Origin of the sequence: Phormidium sp. CCY1219 (genome assembly GCF_035615515.1) — a bacterium.
Taxonomy (GTDB): Bacteria; Cyanobacteriota; Cyanobacteriia; order Cyanobacteriales; family Laspinemataceae; genus CCY1219.
This window is the reverse complement of record NZ_JAJENT010000289.1, coordinates 1-15869: the sequence shown is the minus strand read 5'-3', so window position 1 is coordinate 15869 and position 15869 is coordinate 1. Positions and strand designations below refer to the sequence as shown.

Sequence of the window (15869 nt, the reverse complement as noted above, 5' to 3'; positions counted from 1 at the left end):
TTTATATGAAGCTAATTTCCTACAGATTGGGTGCCTCTGAACGATTGCTGTAGAAATGCGATTAATCGCGTTTCTACGATAATTAGGGAAAGAAACCCCCGGGAAACCTCTACAGCACTAACTTACTCGCAATCACGCCGGATTTGTCTGGGTGCCATAAATTTAGCGGCGCAAAATTGCAGGTGTCAAACCCTAACTCATTCCCGCCAAACTGATATTTCTGGAATCAACTCTCCAGATTCCGATACACAATCGGGGAAGTTAAACCAGAGGTGAAAAACCAGACGCAGATGGGCGCTGGTTTTGAGACAGGAGTCTGGAACAATCTTTCTCTTCTGCTTGCCTTTCATGCCCCAAAGTAAAGGTATCAAATGTGACCCAACCGACAAAAGCCCCAGAAAATCGAGGCGGTTTGGCGGTGAAAACCCCTCTCCGCTGTTGTCAGTGCAAAATTTGGACGCAAATGTGAAAAAAAGTTAAAAATACTTTACCTTTTCACCTTCCCTGAAGTAAAATAAAATATGCTTTCATCAGAGGGTAAAACGGGGAAGCAAAATGCACGGAATGCAGGGTGCGGGTGGCACTTTTCCTGACCCCCTAGGGGAAGGGCGATCGCGATCGCGTTCCCAATGCCTCCCGTCAGGTTCAACCCTTGCAAAGGTTCTGGGTTTTTTGCGATCGAAGTCACTGACATCAGCGTTAGCGATCGCTACCCTACAGCACCCCATGTCACTGACATCCTAAGCCAAATAGAGGATTCTAGAAAATAGCACCTCCACGCCTCGGCACCAACCCCCTAAACTGTACCCATTGGAGAATGGCCATGATGGAATTTTATTCCAGTGAAACAATCGATCCGGCAAACGAGCGATCGCTGCATCGACTTCATCGATCCATTACCCTTTCTCAGGGTCAGTTTTCCCTGATTTTTGCCTGCTGCAATTCTACCTCATGCCGGGAAAAAATGCTCAACTACTTGCCGGAAAATGTTTCAAATCATATTCAAAAGCTAGTTTTACATCCGTATGTCAGTACGCTTTACACCACCATTCAGGAAACCCTAGAAGGCAATACCCCTCCCGCTTTAATGGTGTTTGGATTGGACTCAGTAGTGGAACTAGAAAAACTGCTCGCCTCTACCAATTTCGTCCGGGACAATTTCCGCCAAGATTTTCCCTTTCCCGTAGTTTTGTGGGTGAATGATGAAGTCATGCAAAAAATCATTCGTTTGGCTCCCGATTTCAAAAATTGGGCCGGTTCTACGATTCGCTTTCACATCGCTTCCGAATACGCATCGGCACCACAGCTTGCTTGTCAGCTTGCCTAACTCCGGGTGCGGGATAATCTCCAATCCCCTGGGTTTAAAATAGCCGTTCGGGGTAAATTTGTCCTCGTTGGTTTTCTTCAAAATCAGTTTTCAAATAATAAAATCACTCGGGAGAGTTATCGAGTGCGATTTTGGTTGGGCACCGCACCAGTTGAAAGAAGTTTGAGTTAAAGTTTTAGAAAAATTGGTAAAAAATATCCACATAAAAGAAAGGGAATCCCGCCTCTGTGATACAGGACAAAAAAGGGCGATCGCATTTCAGAGTTTGGCTGTTTGACATCGCCGAGAACCCTGGAAGAACCGGGGGATTTGCTGAATCCGGCATCGGAAAACATGCGGACAGTTCGCAAGCTGTCCTCAAATGCGATACCTTACTCTATGTCTGTATCGAAAACTACCGATGCCATGTCAGAACTGCAAAATTTAATCGAGCGAATCCAACAAGAAGCGCAAGGGGCTGAGTTTCCCGTAGATGAATCGGTTTATCAAAACGCCGGATTAGACCCCACCCACCCCATTCTCTATGGGGGAAATTTGAACAGTCCTCTCTGTGTGTTCGGGCGAGACTTAGGAAAAGATGAAGTGCGCGCCCGTCAACCGCTTTACGGTGCGGCGGGTTCCCTGGTGCGCCAAGGGGTTTACCGCTTTTGCTTCGAGAAACAGACGCAGGATAAAGGAGAACTCGAGGCGGTACTCGATCGCGTCTTGTTGAGCAACACGGTTCCCTACAAACCCCCGGGCAATAAAGCTTATCCGGTTAAAGTGAAAAAGCGGTTTCGTCCGTTTGTGGAGCAATTGCTGGTATTGTACTGGCAAGGGGATAAAATTATTAGCCTAGGAAACGAAGCGTTTAAGTGGTTTGCGCCTTATGGGCCAAAAGGGGCGATCGCGGAATTTTTTCAGCGCAGCGATCGCTACCGTGCCAGCATCGACGTTACCCTGCAAGCCACCGACTCGCAGGGAAATCCGCACCAAAAACTCGTTACTCTATTGCCACTCCCCCATCCTTCCCCCCTCAACCAAAGATATTACGCCCAGTTTCCGCAGTTGCTACAGGAGCGCTTGCAGCAAGTGTTTTCCTGACCCTGGTTCTGGCATCCTCCCAGTTGCGATCGCGATCGCTATTGTTTGCGATCGCGATCGCAAAAGATGGTGATAATTTTATCACTGATTGGCGTGTTAACATCACCCACAGCCATCAGGTTTGGTGTTAGTTTAGATTTAGGAAATAAAAAAGACTAATCAATTGAGGGGCACAGGCTCCTCGACTGGGAGGAAAGAACGATGTTTGGTTTATTCTTGATGACATTAGTCACGGGATTAGCAGCCGCCTGCTTTTACCTCAATACCTCAGAAGAGGTCCCGAGAATCATGGCGATCGCCATTCTCGCCATCTGTTTTTGCTTCGATATCATTGTGGCTCCTTGGCAGATCCAATTTTTGCTGCTGATTGCCGTTTTGGTGAGTACCCGCAATGTTTCGATGCCGAGTAAGGAAAACTTGGGGTAAACCAATTTGTTTTTTAAACGCATCTTTTTAGCAACCTATCTCTGAATTTTACCGGGTTTCCAGAATAGCGAATCGGACACTCCACGTTCGATTGCTTGCCCGATGTCAGCAAATTTCCGGGGGATTTCACCCAGTCGAGACCCGCGATCGCTTCCACTCCGAAGCGCATCTATCATTGGGTAGAGATAGCCACGCTTCTCCTTTTATTTTCCCGCTTATCCTCGGGGAATTTATAGCATTATTAAAGTGACCGATGAGAATAAATTATATAAATTTTACCAGCAACCGCCAGATCGTGGCAAAAGGTTGCCCTCAAATCTAAAAAAAAACCAATAAATTTCGGAAATGTCATCTAGGATACTTTATAGAGTGGGTTGAGCGTGATAACCTAAAACTGTGACAAACATTGCAGATATTTTAAAAGCTTTCGATTCTACCTCGACCCTCGCTCAATAGGTGATGCTTATGTTTCCGATGTACTTAATTCCACTGTTGTTGGCCTTGGCTGCAATGCGGGTGTTTCAAAAAGCCTCAGAAGACATCACAAGCATTCTCGCTATCGCAACTGCGGTCATCTGCTTGATAGGTGGTTTTGTGCTGTCACCTTGGATTTTAAAGCTAGTGATTACTCTCTTGGTTCTGGCACTAGAGCGGATTTATTTAGACAAATCAGCGAAATCTGGTTCGGAATCCCAAGGAGTGAAAAATTAATTTCTACAACTCCTTAAACCCGAGAAAAATCACCCGAGGGTGATTTTTCTTTTGGGACATTGCTCATATAGGGAATCGCGAATTTCAGAATCGCGAATTGGGTGAGGGAACGCAGATAAGCCCGAGGGTAAAGGTAGAAGCATTGCATCGCTAAATAGCTAATAAGACATAAAGTAATGCTTGAGAGGGGAGGAGGGGGAAGATGGAAGGGGTTGGGGTGGCAAGGGAGAGATCGAGGGAGGGGGATCGAGGTTATAGTAGAGCCAAATGTGCGAATCGTTCCTGCAAAAGTCAAGGCTGAAATGCCAAAGAGGAAAACGGCAACAGCCGTTACCAAATCTCAGGTCAGCAGGCTCCAAGTCAAAGGAATTGGAGAATTTTAACAAAATTTAACAATTCCCGAGAGCAACGGCGATAGCCACCCCCACTTATTAGATTCACAACCTAATGAGTGAAGCGGGGAACGGAAGGCGGGCAGGGTAAGCCAATACCCGTTGTAACCGACCACTGCCAAATGCTTAAGTCTAGCAACAGCAAATCATCGGCTTGAACCCTCGTAACGACTAAGCGGCGAAAGTGGATGTTACGCCGCGCCCAAAACGGGCAAAGGGAAAGGTCAGGGTGTATTTGAGCCACTGACACAGACAAGCAAAAGTACCTCGGGGAAAAGATGGAGGCGTCGGCATAACACCCCAGATGATGGAACGAGATAACCCGACGTGGACTCTCAGCCAATAACTGAGTAGTGATAAGTGTAAGCGCATGTCCATGCGGGGAAAAGATTGGGTCAGAAGCTTTCTGCCTACCTGTAATGGGTATGGGATAAGCTGACGGGTTCAGGCATTCGTGGAAGGTTTTGTGACTGAGTATCTGTTGAACGCCGATAGCGAGTTGAAAGACTACGAACAACGGATAAAGCAGAGAAATTCAAGAAGCCAAGTCCTCAAAAAGGGTGCCTATGACAAAGGCAACGGATGTTAGGAGCCGGATGAGGTGAAAGTCTCATGTCCGGTTCTGAATGGGAGGTGGGGGTTGTGAAGCCCCATCAACCCTAATATATCCGAGTCATCTGCCTTTATGAGGATGAAAAAGCTATGATCGCAGAATAAAGGGTTCAGATTGAGCAAACGGGCGATCGCGTGGAGTCTATTGAGCATTACCCGAATGATGAGCTTGCAAAACGGAGGCAGTGATGATAGGGAAAGAAGAGGGAAAAAGCTTTCGGAACGCGGAGTTAAAAACCGACGTGGAAGCTCAGGGTGGTGCAGAGGTAGTCGGCGAGATCGCGGCGGGGCGATCGAACCCAAGTGAGGAAAGGGGCAGTGGAGCCAAGGCCCCTGGATAGCAGGTAGGGGATCGAGATTCAATCGAGTCCATAAACTGCGATCGCATCATCCCAGAGATTTGGGAATACTGTAAACAAAAGGATATCTACTGGACAAGCCATGACTAACTTCGCATCTCAGAGGCGTGCCCTAGTCGTACAAAATAACTTTTCGCCCTTTGGCAACAAGCTAATACAAAGCGGATATGCCGATCGCGAGCAAGTGCAACGCGCCCATGCAGAAAGCCAGAAGACGGGGCAACCTCTGACCGAGGTACTCGAAAAGATTACGGGAAAAGAACTGACCCCCGAACTGCTGCGTCAATATAAAAAACAGCAGCTTTTTGAGCTCAAAATCATCTACGGAGTAGAAGCCGTAGATCCCGAAATCAAGGAAATTTCCGTCGAACAAGTTGGGGAACTGCTCGAAAAGCTAATTCCCATAGACACCTGTCGTCGGCATCAGATCGTGCCCATCGAGCGCAACGAGACCCAACCGCCCTCAGTGTCCATCGGGATGGTAGATCCGGACAACTTAGCCGCCCTCGACGATTTGACTCGGATTTTGCGGCCCTCTGGAGTGAGCATCAAGCGACTGGTCATCACCCAAGAAGACTATCAAAAGCTACTTGGGGAATATTCCGACGAAAAAGCTAAAGAGCAACAGGCCAAAACCGCAGAAGCCAACAAACTCGATTTAAGCCTGAGTGCCGATGCATTTGAAACCGCAGAAGGCGAATCCCTCGACGAGGCTCCCGAAGAGAGCGAGGAAATGAACCTGGATGCCGCCTTGCGGGGAGCCAACGATGCACCGATTATCAACACGGTGAACAAAATCTTGGCCAAAGCCCTATCCGACGGCGTATCCGACATCCACGTAGAACCGCAAGAAGAATTTTTGCGGATTCGGATGAGAAAAGACGGGGTACTGCATGAATTTGGCAAACTGCCGAAGAAAATTACTCCTGCATTGACCTCGCGCTTCAAAATCATTTCCGACCTAGATATTGCCGAACGGCGCAACGCCCAAGACGGACGGATCCGGCGAATCTTCCAAGGGCGCACCGTAGACTTCCGGGTGAACTGTTTGCCTTCGCGCTACGGAGAGAAACTCTGTTTGCGGATTTTGGACAACTCCTCCACCCAGTTAGGGTTAGACAAATTAATCACCAATGAAGAAACCCTCGCCACCGTGCGAGAAATGGCCAGTCGTCCCTTTGGGCTGATTTTGGTGACCGGGCCGACCGGTTCGGGGAAATCAACCTCCCTGTACTCCGTGTTAGCCGAACGCAACGATCCGGCAGTGAACATCAGTACCGCAGAAGACCCGATCGAGTATGCCTTGCCCGGGATTACCCAGTGCCAGGTCATTCGGGCGAAAGGGTTAGACTTTACCAACTTATTGCGGGCATTCATGCGGCAAGACCCCGACATCATTCTGGTGGGTGAGACCCGGGACAAAGAGACCGCAAAAACCGCAATTGAAGCAGCCCTCACCGGACACTTGGTGCTAACTACCCTGCACACCAACGACGCCGCCGGGGCGATCGCCCGCTTAGACGAAATGGGAGTCGAACCATTTATGGTCGCGGGGTCCCTGATTGGCGTATTGGCGCAGCGCTTGATGCGGCGAGTTTGTAGCGAATGTCGCGTCGCCTATACCCCCACTCCCGAAGAACTGGCGCGGTTCGGTTTAGCCGCTTCTCGCGAATCCGAAGTCACCTTCTACAAAGCCAACACCATCGCCCCAGGCGATCGCAAAGCCGCTCAAGACGCCGGCAACTTGTGCCCGAAATGCGGCGGGAACGGATATAAAGGGCGCGTCGGGGTTTACGAAGTTTTGAAAGTCACCGAAAACCTGCAAACCTTAATTTCTCAAGGTGCGCCCACCGAGCGGATTAAAGAAGCCGCCGTGGAAGAAGGAATGCTCACCCTGCTGGCTTACAGCATCAATCTGGTGCGCGAAGGCTATACCACCTTTGAAGAAGTCGAGCGCGTCACCTTTACCGACTCCGGTCTCGAGGCCGAAATGAAAGCCAAACGCAAGAGCAGCCTGACGTGCAAAACTTGCGGCGCTGGCTTGCAGCAGGAATGGATGGACTGTCCCTACTGCTTGACCCCTCGCTTCCAAGACTAAATCCGGCAATGGAGGGTCAATGCAGTTTACCCGAAACTGTAGCAACAGACCCTTCCGGATTCTCTAGCGGCTGGCAAATTCAATGCATTTTTACCGCTTAACCCGCGCCGGGAAAAGCGGCTAGCGGTTAGCTGGAGATTGTTGCGTCAGATGAGTTCACATAAAATCTAAACAAAGCGTTTCGGAGATAATACAGCTATGCCAGGTCTGGTCATTGAAGATGTGATGGAGTCCCTCGTGGAGCAAGGAGGCTCCGATATCCATATTCAGGCGGGTGCGCCGATATTCTTCCGCCTCAGCGGTGAACTGACCCCACAGCCACAGTTTGGCGAAAGTCTTGCCCCAGAGGAGACGCAGCAACTGATTTTCCAGATGCTCAACAACCAGCAGCGCAAGACCCTAGAACAGAATTGGGATTTAGACTGCGCCTATGGGGTGAAAGGATTGGCCCGCTTCCGGGTGAACGTTTACCGGGAAAGGGGCTGCTGGGCCTCTTGCTTGCGAGCTTTGGGGTCTACGATTCCCAATGCCGATAAGCTGGGGATTCCGATGGTGCTGCGGGAATTGACAGAACGGCCTCGGGGAATGTTGCTGGTCACCGGGCAAACCGGGTCCGGGAAAACCACCACGATGGCGGCTTTGTTGGATTTAATTAACCGGACGCGATCGGAACATATCCTGACCGTGGAAGACCCGATCGAGTACGTGTTCCCCAACATCAAGAGCTTGTTCCACCAACGGCAAAAAGGGGAAGACACCAAGAGCTTTTCCAACGCCCTGAAAGGCGCGTTGCGGCAAGACCCGGACGTGATTCTGGTGGGAGAAATGCGCGACTTTGAAACGATTTCTCTCGCCGTGTCCGCCGCCGAAACCGGTCACTTGGTGATGGGGACTTTGCACACGAACTCGGCATCGGGGACGGTAGACCGGATGCTCGACGTGTTCCCCCCAGAAGTCAAGCCCCAAATTCGCGCCCAGATGGGGACTTCGTTGGTAGGCATCTGCAGCCAAAACTTGATCCGCAAGATTGGGGGGGGTCGCGTTTGCGCCCAGGAATTGCTCATCAATACGGCGGGGATTGGCAACTTGATTAAAGAAGGCAAAACCGCTCAGCTTTACTCGATGATCCAAACTGGGGGTCGTTTGGGGATGCAGACGATGGAAATGGCGTTAGCCAAACATTACAAAGATGGCAAGATTACCTGGGAAAACGCAATGGGTAAAGCGGTGAAACCCGACGAACTGGAACGCTTGATCGGGCCGGCACCTTCAGCGGCTAAAGCAAAGGCTTCTCGTTAAGTCGGCGGGTTTTATTCCCTCAAATGCCTGGGGGTGGCGAGGGGTACTCCCCTGGGAAGAGTCGCGATCGCTGTGACTGGTCTATGGTTTCCGTCACAACAGCGATCGCCCGCAACCCCTGCGATCGCAACTACCCCTGCGGTACGCTAGTGTTAGGGACAACGAAAACCAAGGCAGCAATCCGAACCCAACCCGAACGACTTATAACGACAAAAAACTGAAAACTCAGAATTGAAAAAGCGGGGAAATAACACCCCCGAAAACACACAGAGGTTAGAGATGTCTACTAACGTAATTGAGGATAAAAAGAAAGGCTTTGATTGGGCGGAATTTGAAGAGAATCTCAATGTCGCCCTAGCTACGATTACGGTGAAAGATAAAGCCGTGTTTTCCCGTCAGCTTGCGGTGATGTTTAACTCCGGGGTGGCGCTGATGAAAGCGATCGGCATGTTGTCGGAAACCTCGGAAAATGCTAAGCTAAAAAAAGCCTTGCGGAGCATTAAAGGGGACATCGAAACCGGGGTTCCCCTGTCAGAGTCGATGGCTAAATTTCCCGACATTTTTGATGACCTGTACTGCGCGATGGTGCAGTCTGGGGAAATTGGTGGGGTGCTTGACATGGTGCTCAACCGTTTGGCAACCGCTCTGGAAAAGTCCGCGAAACTGCAAAACCACATTAAGTCCGCATCTTCTTATCCGAAAGCTGTGGGCACCATTGCCGTGTTGGTGTTTTTTGGCATGACCACCTTTCTGTTGCCCACATTTGCCGGTATTTTTGAAGAACTCGGGGCAGAACTGCCGGCATTTACCGTATTGATGCTCTCGATTAGCGAATTTTTCAGAACCCCGATTAAATTGGGGTCTCTCGTGGTGGGGATTGTGGTGGTGGTATGGGCGTACAAAACCTTTTACAAAACGCCGCAAGGTCGCTTGCTTTGCGATCGCATGTACTTGAACTTGCCCATCATCGGTCCGCTCATCAAACTCACCGCCGTAGCTCGGTTCTGCGGTACCTTTTCCATGTTAACGGGGGCGGGCGTGCCCATGCTGACCTGCTTTGAAATTGTCGCCCGTACCGCCGGGAATAAAGTAATTTCCAATGCGATTTTAAACGCCCAAAAAGAAGTGGAACAAGGGGGCAGCTTAACCGAAGCCTTTGAGCGCGAAAATGTGTTTCCCGCGATGGCTATCTCCATGATGAGAATTGGGGAAGAAACCGGGGAAATCGACAAAATGCTCGCTAAAGTCGGGGATTTCTACGAAGATGAAGTGGAACAAGCGGTTAAAGGTCTGACCAGCACCCTAGAACCGATTATGATGGTGGGGATTGCCGGCTTGGTGGGTTCGATTTTGATGTCGATGTATCTGCCGATGTTTGCGGTATTTGAAAAGTTAGGCTAAGGAATCTAAATTGCCAGATGGTTCTCCCCTTTATTGGAAGGGAAAGAACGGGAAGAATGTCCGGCTTTCCATCCTGATATGCTACTGGAAAGCCTCGGACTTCAACTCCTGGTATGGCTGGGTTCTGGAAAGGGAAAAAGCGCGGAAAGCAGTGACATCGGGCAACACTTTCAATGGAGTCTTTTCCCCGAAAATGTCTCTACAAATTTCTATAATTTTTAGCGCGCGCCCACCCCTAAATCATTCAACCCAGTGCCTCGATTCACCCTTACAGTTGAAAACAATTGAATAGGCTAATGCGACCCTGACTTAAAGCCCAAAAACCTCCTAGGTTTTTGTCAGGTACAAATGCTCGGCACGAATGCAATTGATGAAGTTACCACTTATTCAAAGACAATGCCTGTTAAACCATACCATTACGAACAGTTGCTCTCCGAATATAGTAACAGCACCAGCGCGATCGCGCTTCTGAAGCAATATCGCTCCTACTTGGAAATGATTCCGAGTATGCGCCGCCCGAAAGAAAGCGTCATTCCCATTCCATTACCAAATATCCGGATTCGCGAATCGATTTCGGCAACACCGACCCCCGGATATACGGTCAGTTCCGGGGAAGTCATTTCCCTACCCTGCGATGTGGCGATTTTAATGTGCGATCCGGATTGGAAAGTTAAATTGGGTGTGGAAATTTTTATCTTTATTCATCGCCCGGAAGAAGATTTTTCCGATCTGCTGCGTCGTTGGCGACACACCCAAATGTGGCTCTCCCACGGCTATGAATGGTTAATGCCCCTGCGCTACCAGTACATTATCGGCGAAGGATCCGATCGCATCTATCCCCTGTTTGTGATTTTTGAAGACACCCCGGAACGCATTCAACGCGGATTGAAGGGCGCAGCACTCCCGTTTGTGGTTCAGCGGATGAGTTCCATCCCCCAAGAGGAGCAACCCGAGGAACCCTCAGAAGAAGTGCTTAGCCCCCACGAGGATTAAAACACGGCACGGTAGAATACTCCGAGGAGGAGGGAATCGGAAATGGGAAACGGGGCGATCGCTCATATCCTGACCGCCACAGTGCATTCACCGCCACTTGGCTGCACGAACACTGAGCATTCTGACAAAGGCGATCGCGCCACCGACCATTTCCCCTCCCTTTCCCCCTCCCCGAAGGACAATTTTCGCAAAAACCAAGGTAAATGCTATAGTAACCATTAACAACAACTATGGCTAAACCCAACCCAAAAGCCGACAATTTGCGATCGCTTTTTAAGCTTAACCCTCAGATTCGGCGCGCCAGGATTTAGCCATTCCGGGAAGCCGCCACCAGCGCCCAATAAAAAACCCCAACAGCCCGAAGCTGTTGAGGTTTGCTCCAGAGCATGAAACGATAGATTCATCCATGCTAGGTGACGGAGTTGCTCCTCTAGAAACGTCGCAATTGCGATCGCTTTCTCTTCCCAGTTCAGCGTTTTTTCCGGCGCTTTGCGCTTTCTTTTTTCCGGCGACTGGCCACTGCAGAAACACCCTGTTCCACTGGATATCCCACCACCGGAATCACCTGAAATTGGCGTTCTGCTTCTAATTGTTTGAGTTCCGTGTAATCCACCCAATGGATGCAGTCTACCGGACAGGTGTCGATCGCTTCTTGAATCACCTCTTCGGGATCCCCATCCTGGCGAATTACCCGGGAACGTCCGTAATCTGGTTCGATGTAAAAGGTATTGCGGGCGACGTGGGCGCAGTGCTTGCAGCCAATGCAGGTAGGTTCATCCACATAAACCCCATTTTGGCGCAGGGTACCGCCTAATTCTGGCTCTAAACCAGAACGTTCCCCTTCGTCGCGCAACACCCCCCCTAACTCCGGTTCCAAACCCGAACGTTCGGGAGTTTCATTGGTGTCTAGTTCTGAAAAATCAGCCATTAGCTTGCCCAACGTTGCAACACGAGACGGATAGAACCATCTTGATTTTTTTGTTTTTCGGCAATTTGAAATCCTTGCTTGGCGGTTTCGCTGACCACGGTTTGGTAAGCATACCGTTGAGTCACTTCATTGATAAACCGATTGACGGTCCATTTTTGCTGCCAATATTGCAAATCGGCCACCAATTCGTATTCTTGACCGTTCCAGTAAAAACCGATGTCAAAACCGTTGTCTTGCTCGATGGTGACGTCAGCATTGTGGGTTTGACCCTGGTAGCCGCGTACCTCTCTCGGACCGCCTTTCCAGTCGATCCCCATGTCAGTTAAAGCAGTTTGCAAGGAGGTCAGATTGCGAATCTGGGTTTTGATTTGGCTGAAATGAGACATAGTAACTTATTTCCTGACGTAACTAAATGGACCATTTGACAATCAACAGTTTTCGCCCGGTGACGAAAACTTACCATTCGCTCCAAGTTGCCTGGGTGGTGGCGGTAGCAGTCTGCTCTACCACTGAGGCGAAGTATTCGGAGGTTGGTTCTTGTTTGAGCACTTCTCCGAGTTGGGCTTCAATTGCCGCCGTGACCTCTGCACAGGATGCACCGACAATGCCAGTGACTTTTTCCTGAACTCGGCCATCGGGGTAGATGACAAATTCGAGTGTTTCCATGCTCTAGGCTGCCTTAGTCGTTGGTTTAATTCATACCCCGACATCCCCTGCTAGGCTGGTGATGCCGTTGGTGGTTCGCAAGTCCGTGACTTGCGCTCCGGGTGGGTCATTCGGGTTGGTCATTAAATGTCTTGTGACCAATGGGATCGTATTGGGTTAAAGCTTAACAAAAATTAGTAAGTTCTAGAGTACCATACTCAGTATGAGTTAAGTTTCGCGTAACGTTTGAAATCAGTCAAGGATTTTGAGGGGCGGGGGTCTGGCAGGGGAGGGGCTTCAAGAATCGAGGAAAATTCAAGGAGCCAAACCCCGGCGAAAGCTGGATAATAAAAGATCTGTGTAGTTGAACGAATCCATATTGGAGCGCGAAGGATATGACAACTTCTAAGCCAGCGATCGCCCGCCAAGACACTCCCCAAACTCCCCTGCGCGTGGGGGTTCTCGGTTTTGGTGGCTTGGGGCAAGCCGCCGCGCGGGTCCTCGCCCCCAAAGCGGAAATGACTTGGGTGGCGGCGGCGGATAAAAAAGGTTTCGCCTACCACCCCGACGGCTTAAACCCCGATGCATGCATTACCACCTACCATCAACAAGGATCCTTGGGCTATCTAGACCCCGGTGGCACCCTCAGCACCGATAGCATCGCCGAGTTAATTCAGCGATCGCCGGTGGATGGGTATTTTCTGGCATTGCCCAATCTGCCCAATACCTTTATGGCATCGGTGGTGCGCCAGTTTATCGCCTCCGGTTGGCGCGGGGTTCTCGTGGATGCCCTGAAGCGCACTAGTGCGGTGGAACAGTTGTTGGAACTGCAAGCGGAGTTGGCAGATGCAGGCATCACTTACATGACCGGTTGCGGCGCAACCCCGGGATTGCTGACGGCGGCGGCATCTTTAGCAGCGCAAAGCTACGCGGAAGTTCACCAGGTAAAAATTACTTTCGGGGTGGGAATTGCCAATTGGGAGGCATATCGCGCCACGATTCGCGAGGATATCGCCCACATGCCGGGATATAATGTGGACTCCGCAATGGCGATGAGCGATGAAGAGGTGGCGGCGCTGTTGGATCGCACTGAGGGCAAGCTGACTTTGGAAAATATGGAACACGCCGATGATATTATGCTAGAATTGGCTGGCATTTGTGCGCGCGATCGCGTGTCTGTTGGCGGTGTGGTGGATACCCGCAACCCGCAAAAACCCCTCAGCACCCATGTCAATATCACCGGTCGGACCTTTGAGGGCAAGATTTCTACCCATACGTTTACTTTGGGCGATGAAACCAGTATGGCGGCAAATGTCTGCGGTCCGGCTTTCGGCTATCTCAAGGCAGGGATCCGCTTGCACCAACGCGGCTTTTACGGTTTGCTGACTTCGGCTGAAGTGATGCCCCTGTTTGTCAAGTAATCCAGGCCCTCTCGCTTTATGTGAGAACCAGAGAAAGATGCGATCGCTCTCGTTCCCCTTTCTCTTTACCGGGGCGGACTGCCAGTTATATATCACTTTTCTGGCACTTTGCATAAAAACGGAAAAAACCACTGAAACAAGGCAGTAAGCTGTAAGGGCACGGCAATGCCGTGCCCTTTGACGGGATGGGCGATCGCGTAACTTCGCCCGTGGCGTTACCCTGCTGCGCCCCCGATCGCCTGATGGGGTGCGATCGCCTTTAGGATTGAACCGCCACGGCAAAAATGGCACCGCGATCGCTTAAGCTAGTTTTTGTCTCCTCCGACAATCCCACCACGCGATCGAATGTCGCATTTTCCACCATCGCCCCATTAAAATTGGTAGCGCGCAACCGCGCCCCGGTAAATTTGGTATGCTTCAGTTGAGCATCCACGAATAGCGCCCGAAACAGATTGGATTGCGTCAGATCCGCATAATTGACAATCGCATAACTGAGATCCGCACCGCCCAAATCCGCATCGCTGAGATCCGCCCCGCTTAAGTCAGCACCACTGAGATTCGCCCCCGTCAAATTGGCACCACTGAGGTTGGCACCACTGAGGTTGGCACAATACAGGTTTGCCCCAATTAAGGAAGCGCGGAAGAAATTTGCCCCGATTAATTTAGCCCGGAACAAATTGGCACCAAATAACTCTACCCGAAAGAAACTGGCACCACTCAACTCCGCATTGTTCAAATCGGCACGAAACAAATCGATGTCGCGGAAGTTCCGCTCTCCTGCGGCATAACGGTCTAGAAGTTCTTTGGCATCCATAGCAATATTATCAGTTTTTCTAGCTCTTCCAATTCAATTTTCTCAGAACAACGCACCGACAACCCGATATGCTTAGTTTTGTTTAACAATTCTCCTGCAGTAACGCGATCGCTTCCCCTGCGCCCACTTCCCCCGATTCCCCCTCGGTTTGGCGAAATTGACCCTCGCAAACCCAAAAGCGCGATCGCCTTCATGCCTGTTTCTCGAAAATCATCACATGCTGCTTTGGTAACATCTCTTTCGTTCCTCGCCACTGCAACCCCACCGCTTCCATTTCTTTCTTCACCTGCTTTTGCGTCATCTTATGCAACCGCTTAATCATCAGCAACGGATTTTCCCCCCGATATTCCACCAACACCACTCTCCCATCCGGTTTGAGTGCCTTCACAATTCCCTCCATCATTTCTCGTGGATAATTGAACTCGTGATACGCATCCACCATGATTCCTAAATCAATCGTCGATTCCGGTAAATTCGGATTCGTTTCGCTCCCTAAAATAGTCTCTACATTAGTTATCTGCTTTTCTTTTTTTAACCCTTCGAGAATATCGAGCATTTCCGGCTGAATGTCCACCGCCAGCACCTTTCCCTCCGGCACCATTTCGCTCATTTGAAAGCTGATATAGCCGGTTCCCGCTCCAATATCGGCGACAATATCGGTTCTTTTCAACTCCAGCGCCTCCCGCAGCAAGGATGGCTTTTCCTCCCGTTCTCTGCTGTCTCTTTCTAACCAGGCTGCACCTCGATGTCCCATTACTTTAGCAATTTCTCGCCCCATGTAAATCTTGCCTATGCCATCGGAACTGGGAATCGTTTTGTGCTGATAAATCGTTCCCGATTCCGCTGCGGTTTTCATGTCTGTGCCACAGCCATTGAGCATTACGCCCAACACCAGTAGGGAGAAAAATAGAGCAATGAATTTTAAGAAATTGCGCGATTTTTTCATTATCCAGAAATTGACAAACAACATCAATTGGCGGACAATGCCGGAGTAGAGGGTGGGTTAAATACCCCACCTCCCTCTGGTTGCCCTCCCAGGGCGATCGTCGGTTTTTCAGACGTTAGCATTTTTGACCGCGCGATCGCCGATGTTGTCAGGAGATAATGACATGCCGGATGGGGGTTCTCCACTCTTGAACCGGCGATCGGCGAGACTGCATCGCTGTTTCCCAATCGTCCCAGGGATTTTCTGAGAACTTATCCAAAGCAAGCCCCTAACCGCTCTAAAAAAAATAAAGGTGCTATAATCAGAAGTGAAGCTCGATGGGCGAGGCAGGACCGTAAAGCAATTTGTGCAATGCTTAAACGCCCTGCCTGCCCCATCCGTTTCATTCTAGCAGCTCGCCACTTTTTTTGTCAA

General features: G+C 50.2%; 17 protein-coding genes. 12 read left to right on the top strand and 5 right to left on the bottom strand.

The window, feature by feature from the left end; genetic code table 11:
* Positions 1–555 precede the first annotated feature (555 nt).
* From LKK83_RS04600 to LKK83_RS04550, 11 genes are all read left to right on the top strand, one after another.
* Positions 556–744 (top strand): hypothetical protein, encoded by a 189-nt coding sequence (locus LKK83_RS04600; protein ID WP_324629723.1) that lies wholly within the window; start codon positions 556–558, stop codon positions 742–744.
* A 79-nt stretch (positions 745–823) separates the two neighbouring features.
* Positions 824–1327, top strand: coding sequence for a hypothetical protein (locus LKK83_RS04595; protein WP_324629722.1), 504 nt, complete (start codon positions 824–826; stop codon positions 1325–1327).
* Between the two features lie 273 nt (positions 1328–1600).
* Positions 1601–2410 carry a uracil-DNA glycosylase family protein gene (locus LKK83_RS04590; RefSeq protein ID WP_324629721.1) on the top strand — a complete coding sequence of 270 codons (810 nt, stop codon included), beginning with the start codon at positions 1601–1603 and terminating at the stop codon, positions 2408–2410.
* Between the two features lie 201 nt (positions 2411–2611).
* Entirely contained in the window at positions 2612–2836 is a 225-nt protein-coding gene (locus LKK83_RS04585) for a hypothetical protein (RefSeq protein WP_324629719.1), read from the top strand.
* A gap of 465 nt (positions 2837–3301) precedes the next feature.
* Positions 3302–3547: a hypothetical protein gene (locus tag LKK83_RS04580; RefSeq protein WP_324629717.1), complete on the top strand. Its 246-nt coding sequence runs from the start codon at positions 3302–3304 to the stop codon at positions 3545–3547.
* Between the two features lie 1192 nt (positions 3548–4739).
* A complete protein-coding gene (locus LKK83_RS04575) occupies positions 4740–4892 on the top strand; it encodes a hypothetical protein (RefSeq protein WP_324629716.1) in 153 nt (50 codons plus the stop codon).
* Positions 4893–4992: 100 nt separating this feature from the next.
* Positions 4993–7008, top strand: a complete 2016-nt coding sequence (locus tag LKK83_RS04570) for a GspE/PulE family protein (protein ID WP_324629715.1) — start codon at positions 4993–4995, stop codon at positions 7006–7008.
* A gap of 198 nt (positions 7009–7206) precedes the next feature.
* Complete coding sequence (locus tag LKK83_RS04565) at positions 7207–8307, top strand: type IV pilus twitching motility protein PilT (RefSeq protein ID WP_324629714.1); 1101 nt, start codon at positions 7207–7209, stop codon at positions 8305–8307.
* A gap of 279 nt (positions 8308–8586) precedes the next feature.
* Positions 8587–9708, top strand: coding sequence for a type II secretion system F family protein (locus tag LKK83_RS04560; protein WP_324629713.1), 1122 nt, complete (start codon positions 8587–8589; stop codon positions 9706–9708).
* Positions 9709–10104: 396 nt separating this feature from the next.
* The gene (locus tag LKK83_RS04555; protein WP_324629712.1) at positions 10105–10701 is read left to right on the top strand and encodes a hypothetical protein; all 597 of its coding nucleotides are present in this window, start codon (positions 10105–10107) and stop codon (positions 10699–10701) included.
* 42 nt (positions 10702–10743) lie between these two features.
* Positions 10744–10923, top strand: coding sequence for a hypothetical protein (locus tag LKK83_RS04550; RefSeq protein ID WP_324629711.1), 180 nt, complete (start codon positions 10744–10746; stop codon positions 10921–10923).
* Between the two features lie 247 nt (positions 10924–11170).
* Here LKK83_RS04550 and LKK83_RS04545 read toward each other — a convergent pair whose 3' ends face one another.
* From LKK83_RS04545 to LKK83_RS04535, 3 genes are all read right to left on the bottom strand, one after another.
* Positions 11171–11629, bottom strand: a complete 459-nt coding sequence (locus LKK83_RS04545) for a ferredoxin (protein ID WP_324629710.1) — start codon at positions 11627–11629, stop codon at positions 11171–11173.
* Positions 11629–12015 (bottom strand): DUF1257 domain-containing protein, encoded by a 387-nt coding sequence (locus LKK83_RS04540; protein WP_324629708.1) that lies wholly within the window; start codon positions 12013–12015, stop codon positions 11629–11631. Before LKK83_RS04540 ends, LKK83_RS04545 begins: the two co-directional genes overlap by 1 nt.
* Positions 12016–12085: 70 nt before the next feature.
* Positions 12086–12295, bottom strand: a complete 210-nt coding sequence (locus tag LKK83_RS04535) for a DUF2997 domain-containing protein (RefSeq protein WP_324629707.1) — start codon at positions 12293–12295, stop codon at positions 12086–12088.
* Between the two features lie 374 nt (positions 12296–12669).
* Here LKK83_RS04535 and bioU point away from each other — a divergent pair, with 374 nt between their 5' ends.
* On the top strand, positions 12670–13695 hold the full coding sequence (gene bioU / locus LKK83_RS04530; RefSeq protein WP_324629706.1) for a (S)-8-amino-7-oxononanoate synthase BioU: 1026 nt from the start codon (positions 12670–12672) through the stop codon (positions 13693–13695).
* A gap of 259 nt (positions 13696–13954) precedes the next feature.
* Here the strand turns inward: bioU and LKK83_RS04525 are convergent, their stop codons facing one another.
* A complete protein-coding gene (locus LKK83_RS04525; RefSeq protein WP_324629705.1) occupies positions 13955–14509 on the bottom strand; it encodes a pentapeptide repeat-containing protein in 555 nt (184 codons plus the stop codon).
* A 190-nt stretch (positions 14510–14699) separates the two neighbouring features.
* A complete protein-coding gene (locus LKK83_RS04520) occupies positions 14700–15455 on the bottom strand; it encodes a class I SAM-dependent methyltransferase (protein WP_324629704.1) in 756 nt (251 codons plus the stop codon).
* Positions 15456–15869 lie beyond the last annotated feature (414 nt).